We start from the raw sequence: 22,172 nt of genomic DNA, 5'->3' as shown, positions 1-22,172 counted from the left end.
GGATTTTTCTCAGTGTTTTCCCGGTTGCGACGCTTTCAAAGTGGAGTCTAAGCTGGCTTCGTAATCTTGTTACCTATATATTTCTCATGAACAAAATTGTATACAGCGCGAGCCTGGCATTTTTAACGGCTACAACGGCGGCTCCGGCCCTGGCGCAAGGCCAGATCAACGTCATTTGTTCGTCCCAGGCCGAGGGCTGCAACCTGGCCGGCACGGTGTACACGCGCATCACCGGGGTCAAGGTGAACATGTCGCTCAAGGGCTCGGGCGAGGCGCTGGCGCAGTTGATCGCCGAAAAAGAAAACCCCAAGACCGACATCTGGTTTGGTGGCACCGGCGACCCGCACCTGCAAGCCGCCGAGCAGGGCCTGAGCATGGAGTACAAGTCCCCGCTGTTGCCCCAGCTCTACCCCTGGGCGCAGCAGCAGGCCCAGCAGTCGGGCTACAAGACGGTGGGCATTTATTCCGGCCCCTTGGGCTTTGGCTACAACACCGAGCTGATCGCCAAGAAGAAGCTGCCCATCCCCAAGGCCTGGGCCGATCTGCTCAAGCCCGAATACAAGGGCGACATCCAGGTGGCCAACCCCGCGTCCAGCGGCACGGCCTACACCATGATTGCCACCCTGGTGCAGCTCATGGGCGAAGACAAGGCGTTTGAATACCTCAAGGGCCTGCACAAGAACGTCAGCCAGTACACCCGCTCGGGCACCGGCCCGATCAAGGCCGTGGCGCGGGGCGAAACCGCCGTGTCCATCAGCTTTGTGCACGACGCACCGGGCGAGCGCCTGCAGGGCTTCCCGGTGGAAACCATGACCCCCACCGAGGGCACCGGGGCCGAAATCGGCTCCATGAGCATCATCAAGGGTTCCCGCAACCTGGAGGCCGCCAAGAAGTTCTACGACTGGGCGCTGACCCCCGCCGCGCAAGAACTGGCCGTGGCCGCCAAGCAGTTCCAGCTGCCCAGCAACAAGTCCACCAAGCTGGATGAGCGCATGCCCGACTTCAAGAAGATCAAGTTCATCAACTACGACTACGCCAAATACGGTGCCAGCGCCGAGCGCCGCCGCCTGATTGCGCGCTGGGAGAAAGAAGTGAATTCCTTGCCCCGGTGATTGGCATACCCCCAGGCTACACACTGCGTGTTTTCGCCAACCCCCTTGCAGGGGGCAACACCAGCAGCCTGGCAAAGCCAGTTCTGCGGTGTTCACCAACGGGCTTCGCTGCGCTTGCCTTTGGGAGTGCAGCTCTTCTATCTGCGTAAGGTGATTTTTTGAATCCAAATTCCAATTTTGCAATCCGGGTATGGATTGTTATCGGGCTGCTGGCCTATGTGGGGCTGCCCTGGTATGCGCAGCAGGACGTTAGCTGGGTGTCGGTGTGGGGCCAGGTGTTTGCCGGGCCGGAGACGGGCAACGGGCTGGTGCAGGCGTTGCTGCATGGCCGTAAGTGGCTGCTGCTGGGCGTGGCGGGTTTGCTGCTGGCCACGGTGGGGCTGGGCATGCCTGCGGGCAAGCAGCAGGGCGGCTGGCTGGTGCTGGGCGGCGGCTTGGGCGCGCTGGGGCTGGTGCTCAGCGGCTTTGTGATCCGCTCCAAGGGCTGGGCGTTTGAGGCGCTGAACGGGCAGTTTGGCGAGCTGGCCACCAACCAGTTTGGCATTGGCATTGGCGGCAGCGTGGCGATTGTGGCCTTGCTCATGCTGGCGGCTTTTGGGCTGGCGCGCTGCGGTTATTTCAAGGGCGACCTGTTTGTGGCGGCCAGCGTGGTGGGCTGCGGCGCGCTGCTGCTGCTGTTCATCGCCTACCCGGTCACCAAGGCGCTGGCAGGTGCGTTTTTGAACGAAGACGGGCAGTGGTCGCTGGGTGCGCTGGTGGAGCGCGTGGGCAACGAGCGCCTCTGGGGCCTGGGCTGCGTGGTCGGGGGGCTGCGCTGCGGCGTGGCCTGGAACACGCTGGCCCTGGCCTTGCTGACCGCCAGCGGCACGGTGGTGCTGGGCACCATGATGGCGCTGATGGCCGAGCGAGGTGCGGTGCGGCTGCAAGGCCCGCTCAAGCTGCTGGCCATGCTGCCCATCATCACCCCGCCGTTCGTGGTGGGGCTGGGGCTGATCTTGCTGTTTGGCCGCGCGGGCGTGGTCAACCAGCTGCTGGAGTCGGCCTTTGGCATCGAGCCTACGCGCTGGTTTTACGGCATGTTCGGGGTGTGGATTGCGCAGATGTTTGCCTTTACGCCCATCGCCTTCATGATCATGCGCGGTGTGGTGCAGGGCGTTGCCCCCAGCCTGGAAGAGGCCGCACTCACCCTGCGCGCCGACCGCAGCAGCACCTTTTGGACCGTCACCTTGCCCCTGCTCAAGCCGGGGCTGGCGAATGCATTTTTGGTGGGCTTCATCGAGAGCATTGCCGACTTCGGCAACCCGGTGGTGGTGGGCGGGCAGTTTGCGGTGCTGTCTACCGAGATCTTTTTTGCCATCGTGGGCGCGCAGTACGACCAGGGCAAGGCGGCTTCGCTGGCCTGGATATTGACGCTGTTTGCGCTGGCGGTGTTTGTGGCGCAGCGCGCCTTGCTGGGCAAGAGCAGCTTTACCACCGTCAGCGGCAAGGGCGATTCGGGCCTGCCCATGCCGCTGCCGGATGGTGTGCGCCGCACTATCCACGCGGTGGCGCTGCCGTGGATGGCGTTTACCGTCATCGTCTACCTGTTTGCGTTTGCAGGCGGCTTTGTGCAGACCTGGGGCCGCGACTACACGCTGACGCTGGGCCACTTCAAGACCGCGTTTGCGCTGGAGTGGGGGCAGTTTGGCCTACAGTGGGTGGGCACGGCCTGGAATTCGCTGTTCACCACCTTGCAGTTGGCAGGCGCTGCGGCTCCCATCACCGCCTTGCTGGGCCTGCTGATTGCCTACCTGCTGGCGCGCACCGAGTTCAAGGGGCAGGGCATGTTCGAGTTTCTGGCTTTGCTGGCGTTTGCCATTCCCGGCACGGTGCTGGGCGTGAGCTACATCCTGGCCTTCAACGTGCCGCCGCTGGAGCTGACCGGCACCGGGCTGGTGATCGTGCTGTGCTTCATGTTCCGCAACCTGCCGGTGGGTGTGCGGGCGGGTACGGCGGCCTTCAAGCAGCTGGACAAGTCGCTGGACGAAGCCTCGCTGATGCTGCGCGCTTCCACCCTGCAAACCCTCATCCACGTGGTGCTGCCGCTGCTCAAACCGGCGCTGATTGCCGCGCTGGTCTACAGCTTTGTGCGGGCCATGACCACGGTGTCGGCGGTGGTGTTTCTGGTGACCGCCGAAAACGAGCTGGCCACCACCTACATCATTGGCCGCGTGGGGCAGGGTGACTACGGCGTGGCGCTGGCGTACTGCACGGTGCTGATCGTGCTGATGTCGGCGGCGATGGGGCTGATCCAGCTGCTGGTGGGCGAGCGCAAGCTGGGGCGGCGCAAGGGCGCGGCCATGGCTGCAGCGCATTGAATTTATAAGAAATAGGGCTCTAGCGCTTATTCCCTAAGCGCAAGCAGCTACCAATTAAATAGCAAACAGGTTTTTCGCATGCAGCACGGTATTGAATTCAAAAACGTCACCAAGCGCTACGGCAGCGACGCATCGGCTCCGCTGGCCGTCAAGGGCATCAGCTTCAACGTTCCCAAGGGCACGCTGACCACCATCCTCGGCCCCTCGGGCTGTGGCAAGACCACCACGTTGCGCATGATCGCCGGGCTGGAGTCGCCCACCGGCGGCCAGATCTTCATGGACGGCAAGGACGTGACCACGCTGGGCCCGGCGCAGCGCAACGTCAGCATGATGTTCCAAAGTTACGCGCTGTTTCCGCACATGGACGTGCTGTCCAACGTGGGCTATGGCCTGAAAATGGGCGGAGTCAGCAAGCCCGAGATTTTGCGCCGCGCCCAGGCCATGCTCACCAGCGTGGGCCTGGTGGGTTTTGACGAACGCCTGCCTAGCGAACTCTCGGGCGGCCAGCAGCAGCGGGTGGCCCTGGCCCGCGCCCTGGTGCTGGAGCCCGCGGTGCTGCTGTTCGACGAACCCCTGAGCAACCTGGACGCCCGGCTGCGCCGTGAAATGCGCGAAGAAATCCGCGCCCTGCAGCAGCGCCTAAAGCTCACCGTGGCCTATGTGACGCACGACCAGAGCGAGGCGCTGGCGGTGAGCGACCAGATCATCGTCATGCACCAGGGCCTGATCGCCCAAAGCGGCACCCCGCAAGACATGTACGAGCGCCCGCAAACCGAGTTTGTGGCCGGTTTCATGGGCGAGGCCATGCTGTTCCCCGGCGAGGCGGGGGCAGACGGCAGCGTGCAGCTCGGGCCCCTGCGCCTGGCAGCACGCCCTGGTGTGGCCCCGGGCCCGGTGAAGGTGGCCGTGCGCCCCGAGGCCTGGCTGATCACCCACGGCGGCAATGGCCTGCTGGCCACGCTGCGCAAGTCGTCCTACCTGGGCAGCTTTTTCGAATACACCTTTGATACCGAGCTGGGCAGCATCTTCGTGGTCTCGCCCGACCTGGCCGACGTGCTGCCGCTGGGCACCGAGGTGGTGCTGCGCCTGGCCGACCACGGGGTGTCGGTGGTGGGGGTGGCGTAACGGCTTAACGGAAAAGTTAGTGGGCCCGCCCCCGCAGCCGGTATTCCGAGGGCGTACAGCCCTTGACTTCCAGGAAGCGGCGGTTGAAGTTGGCCAGGTTGTGAAAGCCTGCGTCAAAGCCCACGCTGGCAATCTTGTCGTCGGTCTGGGCCAGCAACTGGCAGGCGCGGGAGATGCGCACGCGGATCAAAAAGTCGGTGAAGGTGTTGCCGGTGCCACGCCTGAACACGCGCGAAAAATGGCTTTCGCTGAGGTGAAAGCGCCGGGCCACATCGGCCATGGTCAGCGGCTGGGCGCAGTGTTCGCTGAGGTAGTTGACCACGGCATCGATCAAGGCCATCGCACTGTCGGTGCTGTCTGTGGGGTCACGCAGCGCGGCCTGGCTGGATAGCAGGCGGTAGTCGCCACAGCGCAGCAACTCGCCCAGCAGATCCAGAAAAGCCACCAGTCGGCCCAGGTTCTGGTGCCCGGTCACCCGCTCGAAATAGCCTGCCGCCCGGTCTTCCAGGCCAAAGAACTCGATGCCCTGCGCGGCCTGGTCCAACAGCGGCAGCAGCTCGGCCAGCTCCGGGATCAGCCCGGCGGCCTGGGCGATGGGTTCGCGCTGGAACACGATGCAGTGGTCGCGCAACGGCACGCCCTCGGGTGGCGCGTCGGTGCTGATCCAGTTGTGCGGCAGGTTGGGGCCGGTCAGCACCAGGTTGCCCGGGGCAAAGTGGCCGATGTAGTCGCCCACAAAGAACTTGCCCGAGGTGGCCACCACCAGATGCAGCTCGTAATCGGCGTGGTAGTGCCAGCGGATTAATGGGGACGGCGTGCCGTGGCTCACACACCGCACCAGCCGGTGCACGTCTGCCGGTGGGCTGTAGCCCAGGGTGGCTTCCCGGTGGAACGGGTCTTCGAGCGCAGGCGGCGGGTTGGTGGGCATGGTGTGCGGGCTACTTGTTAGCTACTTGTAGTAACCGGCTTTTTTCATCTCGCGGTCGGCGGCGATCTGGCTGGCGGCCAGGGCCTGGTCCACGCTGACCTTGCCCGCGAGGATGGCCGTCATTTGCTGACCCACCGCGATGCCGATGGCCTGGTACTCGGGGATGGCGGCAAACTGCACGCCCACGTACGGGCTCTTGGGCAGGGTGTTGTTGACGGCATCGGCGGTGTCGATGGCTTTTTTCTCGGCTTCGGCAAACTTGGCGGCCTTTTGGAACTCGGGGTTGGCGTAGGTGGATTTACGGGTGCCGGTGGGCACGGCGGCCCAGCCCTTGTCTTTGGCGATCAGGTTGATGTAGTCCTTGGAGGTGGCCCAGGTGATGAACTTCAGGGCCGCGTCGGGGTTTTTGCTGCTGGCCGGAATGGCCAGTGCCCAGGCCCACAGCCAATTGGCACCCTTGGCCGTCACCGCGCTGGGTGCGTGGGCAAAGGCGACCTTGTCGGCTACTTTGCTTTGCAGGGGGTCGGTGATGAACGAGGCGGCAATGGTCGCATCCACCCACATGCCGCATTTGCCCTGGTTGTACAGCGCCAAGATCTCGTTGAAGCTGTTGGCCGACGAGCCGGGCGGGCCGTATTTGGCCATCAGGTCGGCGTAGAAGCTGACTGCCTCTTTCCAAGGCTTGGAATTGAGCTGGGGCTTCCAGTCCATGTCAAACCACTGGCCGCCGTAGCTGTTGACCATGGTGGTGATCAGGCCCATGTTGTCGCCCCAGCCCGGCTTGCCGCGCAGGCAGATGCCGTACACGCCGTTTTTCGGGTCGTGGATTTTGGCGGCGGCATCGCGCACCTGGTCCCAGGTGGGGCGCTCGGCAAATTGGATGCCGGCTTTGTCGGTCAGGTCCTTGCGGTACATCAGCATCGAGCTTTCGCCGTAGAAGGGCGCGGCAAACAGCTTGCCGCCCACCGACAGGCCGCTGCGCATGGCGGGCAACATGTCGTCGATGTCGTAGGCCGCGTCGGGGGTGAGTTCTTTCAGCCAGCCCTTTTTGCCCCAGATCGGGGTTTCGTACATGCCGATGGTCATCACGTCGAACTGGCCGCCCTTGGTGGCGATGTCGGTGGTGACGCGTGAGCGCAGCGTGGCTTCTTCCAGCGTGACCCATTTGAGCTTGATGTCGGGGTGGGCTTTTTCAAAGTCGGCGGTGTGCTTTTGCATCTCGATCATGTGGCCGTTGTTGACGGTGGCCACCACCAGATCGGCGGCGTGGGCGGCGCACAGTGCGGTGCAGGCCAGGGCCAGAGTGAATGCGGGTTTCAGAACCATGGTGTTGTCTCCTGTGGATAGTCAGGCAGCGATGGTGCGACAGCCACGGGGTTTGCACTAACGCATCCCGCGCAGCAACTGGTACTTTCATGCTTTTAGAGGGTGGGAATTTCCCTGTCCGCAAACCGCAGCAAAGTACCAGAATGGGCGCGCTGGGGTTGCACCTGGATGGGCCAAATTTCCTACACTGGAGGGCGCAGTCTTGTAACCCGAAAGATGCTTTGTGCCTGCATAAGGTCGCATTTCCCGCGTTTTTGTTTGTACCATCCAAGGCTGTACTGCCGCACCCGGCACACCCTTTTTTCCGTTTCTCAGCGAATGAACCCCGCGTCCCATGGGTTCTGCATTAGGCGACAACACACCATGACCCAACTCGACTCCCTCAAGCAGTACACCACCGTGGTGGCCGATACCGGCGACTTCAAGCAGTTGGGCGTGTTTCTGCCCACCGATGCCACCACCAACCCGTCGCTGATCCTCAAGGCGGTGCAAAAGCCCGACTACGCGCCGCTGCTTGCCGAGGCCGTGGCCAAGTACAAGGGCCGCCCGCTGGACGAGGTGTGCGACCGCCTGATCGTGCGTTTTGGCTGCGAAATTTTAAGCATCGTGCCGGGCCGCGTGTCCACCGAAGTCGATGCGCGCCTGAGCTTTGATACGGCCGCCACCGTAGCCCGCGGCAAGCGCCTGATCGAGATGTACGCCAGCGAAGGCATCGCCAAGGAGCGCATCCTGATCAAGGTCGCCTCCACCTGGGAAGGCATCCAGGCCGCCGCCGAGCTGGAACGCGCAGGCATCCGCACCAACCTCACGCTGCTGTTCAGCTTTGCCCAGGCCGTGGCCTGCGGCCAGGCCAAGGTGCAGCTGATCTCGCCGTTTGTCGGCCGCATCTACGACTGGTACAAAAAGACCGCCGGTGCCGCCTGGGTCGAGGCCGACATGGCCGAAGCCAAGGACCCCGGCGTGGTGTCGGTCACGCAGATCTACAACTACTACAAGCGCTTCGGCATCAAAACCGAAGTTATGGGCGCGAGTTTTCGCAACGTGGGCCAGATCACCGCGCTGGCGGGCTGCGACCTGCTGACCATCAGCCCCGACCTGCTGGCCCTGATGGCTGCCAGCGATGCCCCGCTGGCCCGCACGCTGGATGCCAAAGCCGCCCAGGCTATGGCCCTGGAAGAAGTGACGCTGGACGAAGCCGGTTTCCGCTTCGCCCTGAACCAGGACGCGATGGCCACCGAGAAGCTGGCCGAAGGCATCCGCGGTTTCGTCACCGATGCCATCAAATTGGACAAGCTGTTACTCGCCGCCTAAGAAGGAACTTAAAAATGGACGCACTCCACCGCCCCCGTTGTGACAACGTGCCCGCCTGGGCGCAATTGCAAGCCCAGCACGCGTCCAGCGGTGCGGCGCTGGATTTGCGTCAGGCGTTTGCCGCCGACCCTGGCCGCTTTGCCGCCTTCAGCCAGGACGCGCCCCACGTGTTCGCCGATATGTCGAAGAATCTGCTCGACGCGGCCACCCAAAGCCTGCTGTTCGACCTGGCCCGCCAGACCGGCGTGGAAGTGCTGCGCGATGCCATGTTTGCCGGTGCCAAGATCAACACCACCGAAGACCGGGCGGTGATGCATTTCTTGTTAAGAAAAAGTGCTCCCACGCCCGCCAATCCAGCACAAGCAGCTATCAAAAATGATTTAGCCGAGGTGCACGCCACGCTGGACGCGATGCTGGCGTTTGCCGAAACCACGCGGGCCGACACGGCCATTACCGACGTGGTCAACATCGGCATTGGTGGCTCCGATTTGGGCCCGCTGATGGCCACGCTGGCGCTGGATGCGTTTGCCACGCCCACCAAGCGCATGCATTTCGTGTCCAACGTGGACGGCCACGAGCTGGCCGCGCTGTTGCCGCGCCTGAAGGCAGACAGCACGCTGTTTTTGATCGCCTCCAAGACCTTCACCACCACCGAGACCATGACCAACGCCCGCTCGGCCAAGGCCTGGTTCGAGGCGCAAGGCGGCACCAACACCGCACGCCACTTTGCGGCACTCACCACCAATGTGGCGGCGGCCAACGCGTTTGGCATCAGCACCACCTTTGGGTTCTGGGACTGGGTGGGCGGGCGCTATTCGGTGTGGTCGGCCATTGGCCTGCCAGTGGCGATTGCCATCGGTGCGGCGCACTTCCGCGACTTTCTGGCCGGTGCCGAAGCCATGGACGAGCATTTCCGCACCGCCCCGCTGGAGCAAAACCTGCCCATGCGCCTGGGCCTGCTGGACGTGTGGTACCGCAACTTCCACGGCTTCACCAGCCGCAGCATCGCCCCGTACCACAGCGCCCTGCGCCGCCTTCCTGCCTACCTGCAGCAACTGGACATGGAAAGCAACGGCAAGCAGGTGGACATGCAAGGCCAGAAGCTGCCGTTTGGCACCTCGTGCGTGCTCTGGGGCGAGCCCGGCACCAATGGCCAGCACGCTTATTTTCAGATGCTGCACCAGGGCACGGACGTGGTGCCGGTGGAATTCATCGCCGTCAAGAAGGCCCGCCACAGCCTGCCCGGCCACCACAACACGCTGCTGTCCAATGTGGTCGCCCAGGCCCAGGCCCTGATGGTCGGCAAGGTGGATGCGGGCGGCCACCGCAACTTCCCCGGCAACCGCCCCAGCACTTTCCTGCTGCTGGACGACCTGACCCCCGCCAGCCTGGGCGCGCTGATTGCGCTGCAAGAGCACCGGGTGTTTGTGAGTGGCGCGCTGTGGGGCATCAACAGCTTTGACCAGTGGGGTGTGGAGCTGGGCAAGGTGCTGGCCAAAGACATTGAGCCGCGCCTGCAGTCGGGCGATGTGTCTGGGCTGGACGGCTCCACGGCGGGGCTGCTGGCCAAGCTGCGCTAGGTGTTCAGCGCTGCTTTTATCTTCGAGCCCGGCGAGTACGACGCGGAGTTTTTGCGGCTGGACGGCCTGATCGAGGCTGCCGCCCGGGCCATGTCGGGCTTTTTGGGTGTGGAGCTATGGGTGAGCGAAGACGGCAAGCGCCGCAACGCCACCTACTACTGGGACAGCCTGGACACGCTGAAAGCCTTTGCACGCCACCCCGACCACCTGGAAGCCCAGCGCCAGTACACCCGCTGGTACAAAGGCTTTCACATCGTCATTTCGGAAGTGGTGCGTTCGTATGGGGATGGGGCGTTTGCCCACCTCACGCCGAACAGCCGGGCGCGCTGAGTTCAGCCTGCCAGATTCAGGTGGTAGGCGTAGGCCTCGCCCCGGTAGGTGCTCTCCACATATTCGACCAGCTGGTTGTCGCTGCTGAAAGACTTGCGCTTGAGCAGCAGGCAGGGCGCGGGCGCGGGGTACTGGAAGGCTTTGGACTCGGCTTCGCCGCTCATCACCGCTTCAATGGTTTGCTCGGCGTTCGTCAGGTTCAGGCCGCAATGCTCCTGCAAAAAGGCGTACACCGAGCCGCGCGTATCCCAGGTGGCCATGGACGGGGCCAGGGCCAGGTCGTACCAGGCCACTTCACGGGCCAGGGGTTGGCCGTTGGCCAGGCGGATGCGCACCAGCTTGGCAAAGCTGTTCACCGAGGGCCGCCCGAAGATGGACGCAATCGTGCGGTCCTGCACCACGTCGTGGGTCACCAGTTGGGTGCTGGCGGCCATGCCCCGCTCGCGCATGTCTTCGGCAAAGCCTTTGAGTTTGCCCACCGGGTGCTGGACTTTTTGTGGGGCCTGCACCTGGGTGCCGCCCCGGCCATGGGTACTGAGCAGGCGCGCGTGGCGCAGGTCGTTGTAGCAGCGTTTGATGGTGGTGCGGCTTACGCCCAGGGATTCGGCCAGCACCCGTTCCGATGGCAGGTTGCTGCCCGTGGGAATGTTGCCGCCGTGGATCAGGCTTTGGATCTGGCGTTTGAGCTGCTGGTAATAGGGTTCCGAGGTGCTGGAGTCCAGGCGCAGTGTGGCCAGAATGCCGCTGGACGCAGCCCCTTTCAAAGGGGCCGGGGTGGCGGCATGGCGTGCAATTGTCGTCGGGTGGTTCACTCGGTAGATCCAAAAAATACCAGCGGTTTTGCTGGCCTGGTAATTTTGTTCTAGACGTAACAATCTGTGTATTTTGGGTCCGCGACATATTTGGGGTTTCGCCGATAAATCTGGCCTGGCCAGGCCGATTTGTCACGTCCGCGACCCGCCAGAAGGTGTCCAAATCAGCGTTGCCGGGCTTGGGACGGTGCTCCAGGCAGACCCAATTGGTGCCAGGCGCGGCGCAATTGGGTATCGGAGCTGAAACCCGCCAGTTCGGCGGCGTGGTTGACGTTGTGGCCGGATTGCAGTGCCGTCTGCGCCACGGCCAGGCGGATGCGGCGCAGGTACTGCAGCGGCGCGATCTGCGCGTATTCCATGAACAAGCGGGTCAGGTGGCGCGGCGAGGTGTGGGCCATATCGGCCATGCGCGGCACCGACCAGAGCGCCCGCGGGTCCTGGCTGACGGCATCCTGCACCCGGTGCAGGGCAGGGTGCAGGTGGTTGCGGTAGCTTAAAAACGGCGACAGCTCGGGATCGTGCGGGCCGCGCCGCAGCGCCACCACCATGGTTTGCGCCACCTGCGCCGCGATGGGTTCGCCGCAGGTGTCGGCAATGCGTTGCAGCACCAGGTCGATGCCGGTGGTCACACCCGCGCTGCTGTAGACCGGCGCGTCTTCCACAAACACCCGGTTGGCCACCACCTCGCACTGCGGCTCCACGGTACGCAGCTCGTCCAAGTGCTGGTGGTGGGTGGTGACGCGCCTGCCCTTGAGCAGCCCGGCGTGCGCCGCCAGCACACTACCTGCGCACACCGTTACCAGCTCTAACTGGTGCGTGGCCAGCCGCAGGCCGCGCAGCCAGTGCAGCACGGCGCGGGCGGGGGCGTTGTCGACGGCGATGGTGGCCCCCGGCAGGCCGACCAGCACCGCCCAGTGCGGCGTGGCGGGGTGGGCGGTCAGCGCACTGGGCAAGGGCTGCAGGCCGGTGAGCTGCGCGCCGACACTCGACGAGGTTTCGGAATCCGGCCCCACAAACCGCAGGGCAAAGCGCTCCGGCTGGCCCTGCGCCAGCAGGCATTGGTTGGCGATGCGCAAGGCCTCCGCCGGGCCTGCCCAGTCGAGGATCAGGCTGTTCGGCAACAGGACGAACAGGACGTTGATTACGGGTGGGCTTGCCATGCGTAGTCCATTTGCCGGGCCGTGCGTACCGCCAGATCGTGGCCCGCCAACTGGGCGACCAGGTGCAGGCACATGTCGATGCCTGCGCTGATACCCGCCGAGGTGGTGATGTGGCCTTGGCTGATCCAACGTTTGCCGGTCTGCACCTGCAGGGCCGGGAACATGCGTTGCAGGTCCTCCACGTCTTCCCAGTGCGTGGTCACCGGGCCGTGGGTGAGCACACCGCTACGCGCCAGCAGGAATGCCCCTGTACAGACCGAGGCCACGGTGGTGGCCGTGGCGGCGGTGGCGGCAATCCAGGCGGTGGTTTGCGAGCAGGCCATCGCGGCATCGACCACGCCGCCGGGGACGATCAGCACATCGGTGGCAGTGCCGTCGGCAAAGGTTTCGTCAGGATTTATGCTCAATCCGGCTCTAGCCCTTACGCTATCGGCGGTAGCAGCTATGCATTTGGTAGTAAATAGTGGCGGCTCAGCCGGATGGCTGCGGCCATGCACGCGGCTGGCGGTAGTGAAGACTTCATACGGTCCCGCGAAGTCCAGCGCTTCTACGTCGTCAAACACCAGAATCGCTACGTGGTGGGTCATGCGGCGGCTCCGGCCAGGGCCTGTTCCACCGTGCAGATGCGGGCAAAGCGCTCGGTGAGCACGGCGGCGGTGCGGGCCATGATGTCGGCAGCGGGCAGCACCGTGCCGTCCAGGTGCTGCATGTCCCAGGTCAGCGTGGCCTCCAGGCAGTAGTCCACCGACCAGCCCAGGTCGGAGGCGTGACGGGTGGTGGTTTCGCAGCATTGCTCGGTGCGGATGCCGCTGACGATCAGGCGGCGGATGCCGTGCGATGTCAGCCACACGTCCAGCCCGGTGCCGACCAGCGCGCTGTGGCGGCTTTTGGTAAAGGTTGCGGCAGGCTCGAACCCGGCCAGCCCCGCGATGGGCTGGATATGGCCGGACTCGACCGCAAACGCGTTGTCGGCCGTCTTGGGGCCATCGACATGGAAGATGCGCACGATAGGAATGCCCCGCGCCACGCAGCCCGCGATCAGCGCGTTTTGTTTCGCCAGATAGCCCGGCAGTGTGGCCGGGTCGAAGTAGGGCCGTTGCCGAAAGGATTCCTGGGCATCGATCAAAATCAGACAGGTTTGCATGGTGTGTGGCCTTAAGCAGTGGTGGATGGTAGCGCTCTATTCTTGAGCGCTAGCGGCCAATCGGCCATTCACGATAGGTCCAATTCCGATCATTTTCAGCCATAAACTGGATTGCAAATGAAAAAACCCCGCAGAGTTCGCACTCTGCGGGGTTTTGGGGAAGTTGTGGTTCCGGTCCTAAAACAGGGATGCCAACCTCGTCGCGCAACGGGTCGATGGCAAGGCGCAGCAACGAAGGCAGTAGCAACGCTACGACTAGGCGCTGCAACGCCGCCAGCGATCCGTTTCGCGGCGACCCCCTATTACATGCCCATGTCGCCCATGCCGCCCATACCACCACCCATGCCGCCTGGCATGCCGCCAGCTGCTTCGTCCTTGGGAGACTCGGCAATCATGGCTTCGGTCGTCAGCATCAAGGATGCCACGGAAGCTGCGTTCTGCAGAGCAGTGCGGGTCACCTTGGTGGGGTCCAGAATACCCATTTCGATCATGTCGCCGTAGGTGCCGTTGGCAGCGTTGTAGCCGTAGTTGCCCGAACCGGCCAACACAGCTGCCACCACCACGGAAGCTTCTTCGCCTGCGTTGTAGACGATTTCGCGCAGAGGGGCTTCGATGGCCTTCAACACCAGCTTGATGCCGGCATCTTGGTCGGCGTTAGCGCCTTCGATCTTGCCAGCAGCTTGCTTGGCGCGCAGCAGAGCCACGCCGCCGCCAGCCACAATGCCTTCTTCCACCGCAGCGCGGGTAGCGTGCAGGGCGTCTTCGACGCGGGCTTTCTTTTCCTTCATTTCGATCTCGGTGGTAGCGCCCACCTTGATCACGGCCACGCCGCCAGCCAGCTTGGCCACGCGCTCTTGCAGCTTTTCGCGGTCGTAGTCGCTGGAAGCTTCTTCGATTTGCACGCGGACTTGCTTGACGCGGGCTTCGATGTCGGCAGCAGCACCAGCGCCATCAATGATGGTGGTGTTTTCTTTGCCCACTTCGATGCGCTTGGCTTGGCCCAGATCAGCCAGGGTGACCTTTTCCAGGGTCAGGCCGACTTCTTCAGCGATAACCTTGCCGCCGGTCAGGATGGCGATGTCTTCCAGCATGGCCTTGCGGCGGTCGCCGAAGCCAGGAGCCTTGACAGCCACCACCTTCAGGATGCCGCGGATGGTGTTGACCACCAGGGTCGCCAGGGCTTCGCCATCGACTTCTTCAGCGATGATCAGCAGAGGACGGCCGGACTTGGCGACTTGTTCCAGGGTAGGCAGGAGTTCGCGGATGTTGCTGATCTTCTTGTCGAACAACAGAACAAACGGGTTGTCCAGCAAAGCGGCTTGCTTTTCGGGGTTGTTGATGAAGTAGGGCGACAGGTAGCCGCGGTCGAATTGCATGCCTTCGACGACATCCAGTTCGGATTCCAGCGACTTGCCGTCTTCCACGGTGATCACGCCTTCTTTACCAACCTTGTCCATCGCATCAGCAATGATCTTGCCGATGGATTCGTCGGAGTTGGCGGAGATCGAACCGACTTGGGCGATTTCCTTGGAGGTGGTGGTGGCTTTGGAAGCCTTCTTCAGCTCGGCGACCAAAGCAGTCACTGCCTTGTCGATGCCGCGCTTCAGATCCATCGGGTTCATGCCGGCGGCCACGTACTTCATGCCTTCGCGGATGATGGCCTGGGCCAGCACGGTCGCGGTGGTGGTGCCGTCACCAGCCAGGTCGGAGGTCTTGGAAGCCACTTCCTTGACCATCTGCGCACCCATGTTTTGCAGCTTGTCCTTGAGTTCGATTTCCTTGGCCACGGACACACCGTCCTTGGTCACGGTAGGCGCGCCAAACGAGCGCTCCAGAACCACGTTACGGCCTTTAGGGCCCAGGGTCACCTTGACTGCGTTAGCCAAAATGTTCACGCCTTCAACCATGCGTGCGCGGGCTTCGCCGCCGAAAACTACGTCTTTTGCTGCCATGAGAATTTCTCCGGAATCAGTTAATGGGGGGATGGATTGGAAAGCGAGAAATTACTTCTCGACGACTGCGAACAGGTCGTCTTCTTTCATGACCAACAGTTCGTCGCCTTCAACCTTGACGGTCTGGCCGCTGTACTTGCCGAACAAAACGCGGTCGCCGACCTTGACGGTCAGAGCGGAAATTTCACCTTTGTCGTTCTTTTTGCCGGGGCCGACAGCCAGGATCTCGCCTTGGTCTGGCTTTTCAGCTGCCGAGTCAGGGATCACGATGCCGGAAGCGGTCTTGGTTTCGCTGTCGATACGCTTGACGATCACGCGGTCGCCGAGAGGACGTAGGTTCATAGAGTCTCCTAAAAATGGAACGGTAAAAAGGGGCGTGGGGTGGGTGCTAGCACTCAACCCCTACGAGTGCTAATGATAAGGGCAAGTTGTGACGTTTCAAGGGCAGAAGTCAGAAATGCTGTGCGGGCGAGGGTAGTTGGCTGCCACCTGCCTCGTGAACAAGTGCGCAAAATTTAAAGAGAAACGGCCTCTAGCGCTTATTTTATAAGCGTTAGTAGCTACTTATTTGATAGCTATCGGCCAGCGCCGTACAGCCAGGGCATATCCAGCAGGCGCTCGCCGCCCAGCTGCATGGCCCGGTTTCGGCCCCAGCGCACCAGGCCCGTGGCGTGGAAGATGCGCCCATTGCGGATGGCGCGGGCCTGCACCCGCGCGTTGCGTTGCCAGCGCTGCCGGGCGTAATGGGCCAGTGCGGCAGGAATGTCGGCTCCAGGCTGCAGCACGCAGGCCAGCGCGGCGGCATCTTCGATGGCCATGCCCGCGCCTTGGGCCAAGTAGGGCCGCATCGGGTGCGCGGCATCTCCCAGCAACGCGACCCGGCCTTGCGCCTGCTGGTGGGGTCCAGCCATGGGTGGGCGGTCGCACAGTACCCACAAGCGCCAGGCGGTGATGGCTTGCAGCAGGTCTTGCAACGGGCGGCACACGCCTGCCATGTGAGACCGCAGGTCGGCGGCGTTGGCGCTGTGGTCCCAGTGCTCCAGGCGGGTTTGTTGGGGCGGGAGCTGGCCGTGCACAAAGGCCACAACGTTGAGCATCTCGCCGCCGCACACGGGGTACTGCACCACATGCATCTGCGGGCCCAGCCAGGCCGTGACATGCTGTGAGCGTAAACCCACTGGCAGATCCACCTGGCGCACCAGGGTGCGGTAGGCCAGATGGCCGGTGGTGCGCGGTGGGCCGTCGTGCAATAGCCATTGGCGCACGGGGCTCCACAGGCCGTCGGCCCCCACCAGGGCATCGCCGTGGATTTCTTCAGGCGTGCTGCGGCCTACCGCTACGCCCGTGGGGCTTTGGCTGAAATGCCGCAGGGCGTGGTCGAGCTGCAATGGCGTGCGGGTTTGCTGTACGGCGGTGTGCAACAGCGCCAACAGATCAGCCCGGTGCAGCGTGGTGTAAGGGGCACCGTAGCGTTGCTGCATGGCGCTCCCTAGTTCCAATTTGCCCAGTTCCCGGCCGGTGTGGGCATCGCGTACCTGTAGATGCGGGGGAAAGGCGGCCACCGCCGCCAGCGCGCCTTGCAGCCCCCAACTGTGCAGCAGCCGGGTGACGTTGGGGCCGATCTGGATACCCGCACCTACTTCGCTCAGGGCGGGCGCACGCTCAAACATGCGCACGTCCCATCCGGCCCGGGCACACGCTAGAGCGGCTGCCATGCCGCCAATGCCTGCGCCCGCAATGAGTAACTGTTGAACCATGGCGGTGATTTTGCCGTGTCGGCGAAGGCTGTCTCTGCGCGGGTTGGTGCCGTAGCCTCGTGTCGAAGGCCCCGGGCCGCGACGCACTTGGCCATTGCGTGACGAATACCGTGTATGCACGCAAAAAAGTGGATCGAGCGCTTTCCCTAGCGTCCCATATCTGACTCAAAAAAAGCCCATAATGCAGCAGCCAAATTTCGCTCTCATCGCAGTGGGCCAACGCGCTTTAAAAACCCTGCCTAATGGGCTTTATATTCAAACCATATTCCATTAGACCTAAAAATATTCGATGCATTTTTTTAAAAATTTAGACACTGATACGTGGTTAATTGACCGAGTCGTAGAGTTATCGCAGCAGATGGGTGGCAGGTGTGATCAGAATATTTAACCATTACCTGCACAGGCGCACGCTCCAGCAGGTTTTTTTCGATCTGGGACTGGTGATTCTGGCCGTTTTGGCTGTAGTCATATGGAAGGGCGAGGATTTCACCTCGGTGGTGTCTTTGCTGGGGCATGCCAGTTTGCTGTCGCTGGGCATGCTGGTGATCAATTCGGCCCTGGGTTTCTACCAGCGCATCCACAACCGCTCGCTGAACCAGTCGCGGGCGCGCGCGGTTTTGTCGCTGGTGCTGGCGTTGCCGCTGACTTACGGGGTGTTTTCCCTTTTCCCTCAGAGTTCTACGAGCCGGGAGACCCTGGCCATGGCCGCGATGGCGGGCTTTGTGGTGGTCATCTTGCACCGGGTGTACGTGGTCCACTCGATGCCGCAGTCGATGATGCGCCACCGGGTGCTGGTGTTCGGCACCGGGCCCCGCGCGGCCTTGGTGGGCAAGACACTCAAGAACGAAGACCCGCACGTGGATGTGGTGGGCTATTACGCCAGCCCGAACGAGTCGGAGTCCGAGGTGTCGGCCTGGGGCATCTTGTCCAAGCACAAGTCTTTGACCGATACCGCTCTGGAGCTGGAAGTGGACGAAATCGTGGTCGCCTTGGTGGAGCGCCGTGGCGGCAGCATGCCCTTGCGCGAACTGCTCGACTGCAAACTGCACGGTGTGCGGGTGGTAGACGTGGCCACGCATTTTGAAAAAACCAAAGGCCAGATCCGCCTGGATTCAGTGAACGCCGGTTGGTTGATATTTGGCGACGGTTTTAGCCAGGGTGGGGTACGTACCGCTGTGAAGCGCCTGTTTGATATTGCGAGTGCCTTGGTACTGATTCTGCTCAGCCTGCCGATCATGCTCGTCACCATGTTGTTGGTGGTGCTGGAAAGCCCGGGCCCGATCTTTTACCGCCAGGAGCGGGTGGGCTTCAATGGCCGACTGTTCAATGTGGTGAAATTTCGCAGCATGCGCGCTGATGCCGAGAAAGATGGAACACCCCGCTGGGCCGCCGCCAAGGATGACCGTGTCACCAAGGTCGGCAAGTTCATCCGCAAGGTGCGCATTGATGAGTTGCCGCAGTTGTTTTGCGTTCTCAATGGCGACATGAGCATGGTCGGGCCACGGCCCGAGCGGCCTTATTTCGTTGACCAGTTGACACGCCAGATCCCCTACTATGCGGTGCGCCAAAGTGTCAAGCCAGGGGTTACAGGCTGGGCCCAAGTTCGCTACCACTACGGTGCCACGCTGGAGGATTCGGCAGAAAAACTGCAATACGACTTGTATTACGTCAAAAACCATTCGCTGTTTTTGGACATCATCATCTTGTTTGAAACCGTTGGCGTCGTGCTGATGGCCAAGGGCGCGCGCTAACGTGCGCCATGCGGTCGGGGCCGCACGGCGTGTGAATCCATGGACAAAGAAACTTTGACATTGACCTTCACGGGTTATGCCCTGGCGGCCTTGGTGTACCTGGGCTTTGCGCTGCGTTTGTTGGCGATGGGGGCGGCGAGCCCGCCCAGGAACAAATCGGCTCTGTATCTGCTGTTTGCGGTGGTTTTTTCTGCTTTGTGGGGCGGATTCCAACTGTTGGCGGTCCTCAGTCCCCTGTGGCAGTTGTTGGGCAATCTGGCCGATGTATTGCGCTACGGCTGCTGGTTTGGATTCATGCTGGCCCTGTGCCGTTCTAGCCAGGACGGTAGGCTGCCTGCAGGGATGGTCTGGCTGCCGATGGTGGCTGGGGGCCTGGTGGGTCTGAGTCTGGTGACGCAGATCATTGCACCCTTTGGTATTTTCGCTGTCGCTGATATGCGGGCGATGGCGTTGATGTGTGCCATGGCCCTGCCGGTGTTGGCCCTGGTTTTGCTAGAGCAGATATACCGCAACGTGACCGAGGATTCCCGTTGGAACGTCAAACCCCTGAGCCTGGGGCTGGTCGGCTTGTTCCTGTTTGACCTGTATTTGTATTCGCAAGCGGTTTTGTTCAAGTTTCTGGATGGCGATGTGCTGAGCGTGCGAGGGGCTGTGCATGCGATGATGGTTCTCTTGCTGCTGCTGTCGACCACCCGCCGCCGTGACTGGATCTCCAGTATCCGGGTCTCTCAAAGGGCGGCTTTCCATTCCGCAACCCTATTGGTGGCCGGGGCCTATCTGATCTTCATCTCCGCCGTGGGTTACTACGTGCGGTATTTCGGTGGCGAGTGGGGGCGTGCTTTGCAGGTGGGGGTGGTGTTTTCTGCCTTGATTGCATTGATGGTTTTGGCCTTGTCGGGGTCTTTCCGGGCCAAACTCAGGGTCTTGGTCGGCAAGCATTTCTTCCGCTACCGGTACGACTACCGGGAAGAGTGGTTGAAGTTCACCCAGACGTTGTCCAGCAACAATTCCCCGCAGGACATGGGACAGCAGGTGGTTCGCGCGCTGGCCGACATGCTCGACAGTCCCGGTGGTGGTCTATGGATGAAAAGTACGGGTGAATCCGCATTCCGCCAAACGGCCCACTGGAATCTGGCTGCAACCTCGGTCAAGGAGGATGCGGAGTCGTCGTTTTGCCAGTTTCTGGCGCGCAGTGGTTGGGTTATCAATCTGGAGGAGTACCGCTCTTTTTCCAAGCGCTATGGAGACCTGGTACTGCCCATATGGTTGCAAGATGTCGTACAGGCTTGGCTGATCGTACCGTTGACGGCCGGTGGTGAGTTAATTGGTTTTGTGGTTCTGGCCCGTGCCCGCACCAATATAGAGGTGAATTGGGAGGTGAACGATCTTCTCAAAACGGCTGGTCGCCAGGCGGCGAGCTATCTGGCCCAGATGCGGGCCACCGAAGCCTTGCTGGAAGTGCGCAAGTTTGATGCCTTCAACCGCATGTCCGCTTTTGTCGTGCACGACCTTAAAAATATTGTGACGCAACTGTCGCTGATGTTGAAAAACGCCAAACGCCTGCATGCCAATCCCGAATTTCAGCAGGACATGTTGATGACGGTAGAGAACTCGTTAGACCGGATGCGGCAGCTGATGCTTCAATTAAGAGAGGGGGCGACTCCACCGGGCACTGCCGTGGGCGTGGATTTGGGTGCTATCGTGCAGCGTATTTCCTTGGTCGCCTCTAAACGTGGCCGCCATCTGGAGGTGACGCAGGCCGACCGCATTGTGACGCGGGGACACGAAGAGCGCCTGGAGCGGATCATTGGGCACATTGTGCAAAATGCCTTTGATGCAACAGATCCCTCTGGACGCGTGTGGCTGACCCTGGACCGACACAATGGCCAGGCCCGCATAGAGATTGGTGACACCGGGCAGGGAATGAGCGAAGAGTTTGTCCAGGAACGTCTTTTCAAACCGTTTCAAACCACCAAGCAAGCCGGTATGGGCATTGGTGCTTATGAAAGCTTTCAGTACGTACAGGAATTAGGAGGCAAGATTCTCGTGAATAGTGCGCTAAATAAAGGAACGCTGGTGACGCTTTTATTGCCTTTGTTTGAGGTCCATCAGGGGTCCGATCTCCACGTATTGGGAACATCATGAGTTCAGATGCTGCACGTTCACTGTTGATCGTTGAAGATGATTTGGCCCTACAAAAGCAAATCAAATGGTCCGTCGACAAGTTTGATTCTGTAACTGCCAATGACCGAGACAGTGCCATGGTGCAACTGCGCCGACACAGTCCGGCGGTCGTCACCATGGACCTGGGCCTGCCGCCGGATGCGGACGGTGTTGCCGAAGGCTTTCGCTTGCTGGAACAAATCCTGACGGTGGAGCCAGACACCAAGGTGATCGTTTTGACGGGCCAGAATGACCAGGCAAATGCGTTGCGCGCGGTGGCACTAGGTGCCTACGATTTTTTTGCGAAACCGTTCGAACCCGATCTGCTCAATCTGACGATTGAACGCGCCTTCAGAATGTTCGAGTTGCAAAAGGAAAACCGGCGGCTGCAGTCCATGTACCAGCCGGACGCTTTAACGGGGTTGATCACCCGAGACCCGGAAATGCTGCGCGTATGCCGCACGATTGAAAAAGTCGCCAACACCACCGCAACAGTCATGCTACTGGGCGAAAGCGGGACGGGTAAAGAAGTTTTAGCGCGGGGACTGCACCAAGCCTCACCGCGCAAAAACGAGAAATTTGTGGCTATCAATTGCGCCGCTATTCCTGAGAATCTGTTGGAAAGCGAGCTTTTTGGTTACGAAAAAGGCGCATTTACCGGCGCTGCCAAAACCACCCTCGGAAAGATCGAGTTAGCTAACGGCGGAACCCTGATGCTTGACGAGATCGGTGATTTACCTTTTTCGTTGCAGGCCAAGTTACTGCGGTTTATCCAGGAACGGACCATTGAGCGCGTGGGCGGGCGTCAGGAAATACCGGTTGACGTGCGCATAGTGTGCGCTACCCACCAGGACTTGAAAGCACTTAGCAAGGAAAGCCGTTTCCGTGAAGACTTGTATTACCGCCTGGCAGAAATCGTCATCAATATCCCGCCCTTGCGCGCGCGCAAAGGTGATGCAGCTTTATTGGCATTTGCATTTGTGCGTCGCTTCGCCCGGGAGCAAAATAGAGGTTCTTTGAATTTGAGCGAAGAAAGTGTGCGCCTGATTGAACAACACAATTGGCCGGGAAACATACGAGAGCTTGAGAATTGTATAAAACGGGCGGTCATAATGTCCGATAGTAATCAGATTTCGCCTGAAGATGTAGGCTTGGAATCGCAGGAATCTGAAATGTCTGATAAGTCTTTGGATTTGAGAACAGTCCGTGATGTAGCAGAAAAAAATGCTGTGATTGCAGCCTTGGGGCGTGTTAACGGAAATATTGTGAAGGCCGCTGAGTTGCTGGGCGTAAGTCGCCCAACGCTATACGATTTGATGCATCGCCTTGGATTGAAATAAATCTTCTTTAATTTTGAGATATAA

General features: G+C 61.4%; 18 protein-coding genes. 9 read left to right on the top strand and 9 right to left on the bottom strand.

Annotated features, from left to right (window positions below; all coding sequences use genetic code 11):
- Nucleotides 1-86 precede the first annotated feature (86 nt).
- The 3 genes from AC097O_RS02275 to AC097O_RS02265 all read left to right on the top strand — a co-directional run bounded on the left by AC097O_RS02275 (nt 87) and on the right by AC097O_RS02265 (nt 4,594).
- Nucleotides 87-1,112, top strand: a complete 1,026-nt coding sequence (locus AC097O_RS02275; RefSeq protein ID WP_479591265.1) for an ABC transporter substrate-binding protein — start codon at nt 87-89, stop codon at nt 1,110-1,112.
- 158 nt (nt 1,113-1,270) lie between these two features.
- A complete protein-coding gene (locus AC097O_RS02270) occupies nt 1,271-3,469 on the top strand; it encodes an ABC transporter permease (RefSeq protein ID WP_479591264.1) in 2,199 nt (732 codons plus the stop codon).
- A gap of 78 nt (nt 3,470-3,547) precedes the next feature.
- The gene (locus tag AC097O_RS02265; protein WP_479591263.1) at nt 3,548-4,594 is read left to right on the top strand and encodes an ABC transporter ATP-binding protein; all 1,047 of its coding nucleotides are present in this window, start codon (nt 3,548-3,550) and stop codon (nt 4,592-4,594) included.
- A 16-nt stretch (nt 4,595-4,610) separates the two neighbouring features.
- Here AC097O_RS02265 and AC097O_RS02260 read toward each other — a convergent pair whose 3' ends face one another.
- Together AC097O_RS02260 and AC097O_RS02255 are read right to left on the bottom strand one after the other, a co-directional pair.
- Nucleotides 4,611-5,522 carry a helix-turn-helix domain-containing protein gene (locus tag AC097O_RS02260; RefSeq protein WP_479591262.1) on the bottom strand — a complete coding sequence of 304 codons (912 nt, stop codon included), beginning with the start codon at nt 5,520-5,522 and terminating at the stop codon, nt 4,611-4,613.
- A gap of 21 nt (nt 5,523-5,543) precedes the next feature.
- Entirely contained in the window at nt 5,544-6,848 is a 1,305-nt protein-coding gene (locus AC097O_RS02255) for an ABC transporter substrate-binding protein (RefSeq protein ID WP_479591261.1), read from the bottom strand.
- A gap of 363 nt (nt 6,849-7,211) precedes the next feature.
- On the opposite strand from AC097O_RS02255, the gene tal reads away from it, so the two are divergent.
- From tal to AC097O_RS02240, 3 genes are read left to right on the top strand one after another with little or no spacing between them, the layout of a single operon-like run.
- A complete protein-coding gene (gene tal, locus AC097O_RS02250) occupies nt 7,212-8,159 on the top strand; it encodes a transaldolase (protein ID WP_479591260.1) in 948 nt (315 codons plus the stop codon).
- 14 nt (nt 8,160-8,173) lie between these two features.
- Entirely contained in the window at nt 8,174-9,739 is a 1,566-nt protein-coding gene (gene pgi / locus AC097O_RS02245) for a glucose-6-phosphate isomerase (RefSeq protein ID WP_479591259.1), read from the top strand.
- Nucleotides 9,740-10,069 carry an antibiotic biosynthesis monooxygenase family protein gene (locus AC097O_RS02240; protein WP_479591258.1) on the top strand — a complete coding sequence of 110 codons (330 nt, stop codon included), beginning with the start codon at nt 9,740-9,742 and terminating at the stop codon, nt 10,067-10,069.
- Nucleotides 10,070-10,071: 2 nt separating this feature from the next.
- Here the strand turns inward: AC097O_RS02240 and AC097O_RS02235 are convergent, their stop codons facing one another.
- The 7 genes from AC097O_RS02235 to AC097O_RS02205 all read right to left on the bottom strand — a co-directional run bounded on the left by AC097O_RS02235 (nt 10,072) and on the right by AC097O_RS02205 (nt 16,894).
- The gene (locus AC097O_RS02235; protein ID WP_479591257.1) at nt 10,072-10,881 is read right to left on the bottom strand and encodes a GntR family transcriptional regulator; all 810 of its coding nucleotides are present in this window, start codon (nt 10,879-10,881) and stop codon (nt 10,072-10,074) included.
- 164 nt (nt 10,882-11,045) lie between these two features.
- Complete coding sequence (locus AC097O_RS02230; protein WP_479591256.1) at nt 11,046-12,041, bottom strand: GlxA family transcriptional regulator; 996 nt, start codon at nt 12,039-12,041, stop codon at nt 11,046-11,048.
- Nucleotides 12,023-12,628, bottom strand: a complete 606-nt coding sequence (locus AC097O_RS02225) for a DJ-1/PfpI family protein (RefSeq protein WP_479591255.1) — start codon at nt 12,626-12,628, stop codon at nt 12,023-12,025. Before AC097O_RS02225 ends, AC097O_RS02230 begins: the two co-directional genes overlap by 19 nt.
- Complete coding sequence (locus AC097O_RS02220) at nt 12,625-13,185, bottom strand: isochorismatase family protein (RefSeq protein ID WP_479591254.1); 561 nt, start codon at nt 13,183-13,185, stop codon at nt 12,625-12,627. The genes AC097O_RS02225 and AC097O_RS02220 overlap by 4 nt, the downstream gene beginning before the upstream one ends.
- Nucleotides 13,186-13,487: 302 nt before the next feature.
- Nucleotides 13,488-15,137, bottom strand: coding sequence for a chaperonin GroEL (gene groL, locus AC097O_RS02215; RefSeq protein ID WP_479591253.1), 1,650 nt, complete (start codon nt 15,135-15,137; stop codon nt 13,488-13,490).
- A 51-nt stretch (nt 15,138-15,188) separates the two neighbouring features.
- Nucleotides 15,189-15,479 carry a co-chaperone GroES gene (groES, locus tag AC097O_RS02210; RefSeq protein ID WP_295951957.1) on the bottom strand — a complete coding sequence of 97 codons (291 nt, stop codon included), beginning with the start codon at nt 15,477-15,479 and terminating at the stop codon, nt 15,189-15,191.
- Nucleotides 15,480-15,712: 233 nt separating this feature from the next.
- Nucleotides 15,713-16,894: an FAD-dependent monooxygenase gene (locus AC097O_RS02205; protein ID WP_479591252.1), complete on the bottom strand. Its 1,182-nt coding sequence runs from the start codon at nt 16,892-16,894 to the stop codon at nt 15,713-15,715.
- A gap of 455 nt (nt 16,895-17,349) precedes the next feature.
- Here AC097O_RS02205 and AC097O_RS02200 point away from each other — a divergent pair, with 455 nt between their 5' ends.
- Genes AC097O_RS02200 through prsR form a run of 3 tightly spaced genes read left to right on the top strand, consistent with a single transcriptional unit; the run spans nt 17,350 to nt 22,148 of the window.
- Complete coding sequence (locus tag AC097O_RS02200) at nt 17,350-18,645, top strand: TIGR03013 family XrtA/PEP-CTERM system glycosyltransferase (protein WP_479591251.1); 1,296 nt, start codon at nt 17,350-17,352, stop codon at nt 18,643-18,645.
- A gap of 39 nt (nt 18,646-18,684) precedes the next feature.
- Complete coding sequence (prsK, locus tag AC097O_RS02195; protein ID WP_479591250.1) at nt 18,685-20,790, top strand: XrtA/PEP-CTERM system histidine kinase PrsK; 2,106 nt, start codon at nt 18,685-18,687, stop codon at nt 20,788-20,790.
- A complete protein-coding gene (gene prsR / locus AC097O_RS02190) occupies nt 20,787-22,148 on the top strand; it encodes a PEP-CTERM-box response regulator transcription factor (protein WP_479591249.1) in 1,362 nt (453 codons plus the stop codon). Before prsK ends, prsR begins: the two co-directional genes overlap by 4 nt.
- Nucleotides 22,149-22,172: the final 24 nt, after the last annotated feature.

This window comes from Rhodoferax sp. LS1P39, assembly GCF_056521425.1.
This window is presented reverse-complemented; position numbering and strand designations above follow the sequence as displayed.

Excerpts from the sequence above, each read along its gene's own strand:
- AC097O_RS02275 (WP_479591265.1), top strand. The coding sequence starts at position 87 with ATGAACAAAATTGTATACAGCGCGAGCCTGGCATTTTTAACGGCTACA.
- AC097O_RS02265 (WP_479591263.1), top strand. The coding sequence starts at position 3,548 with ATGCAGCACGGTATTGAATTCAAAAACGTCACCAAGCGCTACGGCAGC.
- AC097O_RS02260 (WP_479591262.1), bottom strand. The coding sequence starts at position 5,522 with ATGCCCACCAACCCGCCGCCTGCGCTCGAAGACCCGTTCCACCGGGAA.
- AC097O_RS02255 (WP_479591261.1), bottom strand. The coding sequence starts at position 6,848 with ATGGTTCTGAAACCCGCATTCACTCTGGCCCTGGCCTGCACCGCACTG.
- tal (WP_479591260.1), top strand. The coding sequence starts at position 7,212 with ATGACCCAACTCGACTCCCTCAAGCAGTACACCACCGTGGTGGCCGAT.
- pgi (WP_479591259.1), top strand. The coding sequence starts at position 8,174 with ATGGACGCACTCCACCGCCCCCGTTGTGACAACGTGCCCGCCTGGGCG.
- AC097O_RS02230 (WP_479591256.1), bottom strand. The coding sequence starts at position 12,041 with ATGGCAAGCCCACCCGTAATCAACGTCCTGTTCGTCCTGTTGCCGAAC.
- AC097O_RS02225 (WP_479591255.1), bottom strand. The coding sequence starts at position 12,628 with ATGACCCACCACGTAGCGATTCTGGTGTTTGACGACGTAGAAGCGCTG.
- AC097O_RS02220 (WP_479591254.1), bottom strand. The coding sequence starts at position 13,185 with ATGCAAACCTGTCTGATTTTGATCGATGCCCAGGAATCCTTTCGGCAA.
- groL (WP_479591253.1), bottom strand. The coding sequence starts at position 15,137 with ATGGCAGCAAAAGACGTAGTTTTCGGCGGCGAAGCCCGCGCACGCATG.
- groES (WP_295951957.1), bottom strand. The coding sequence starts at position 15,479 with ATGAACCTACGTCCTCTCGGCGACCGCGTGATCGTCAAGCGTATCGAC.
- AC097O_RS02205 (WP_479591252.1), bottom strand. The coding sequence starts at position 16,894 with ATGGTTCAACAGTTACTCATTGCGGGCGCAGGCATTGGCGGCATGGCA.
- prsK (WP_479591250.1), top strand. The coding sequence starts at position 18,685 with ATGGACAAAGAAACTTTGACATTGACCTTCACGGGTTATGCCCTGGCG.
- prsR (WP_479591249.1), top strand. The coding sequence starts at position 20,787 with ATGAGTTCAGATGCTGCACGTTCACTGTTGATCGTTGAAGATGATTTG.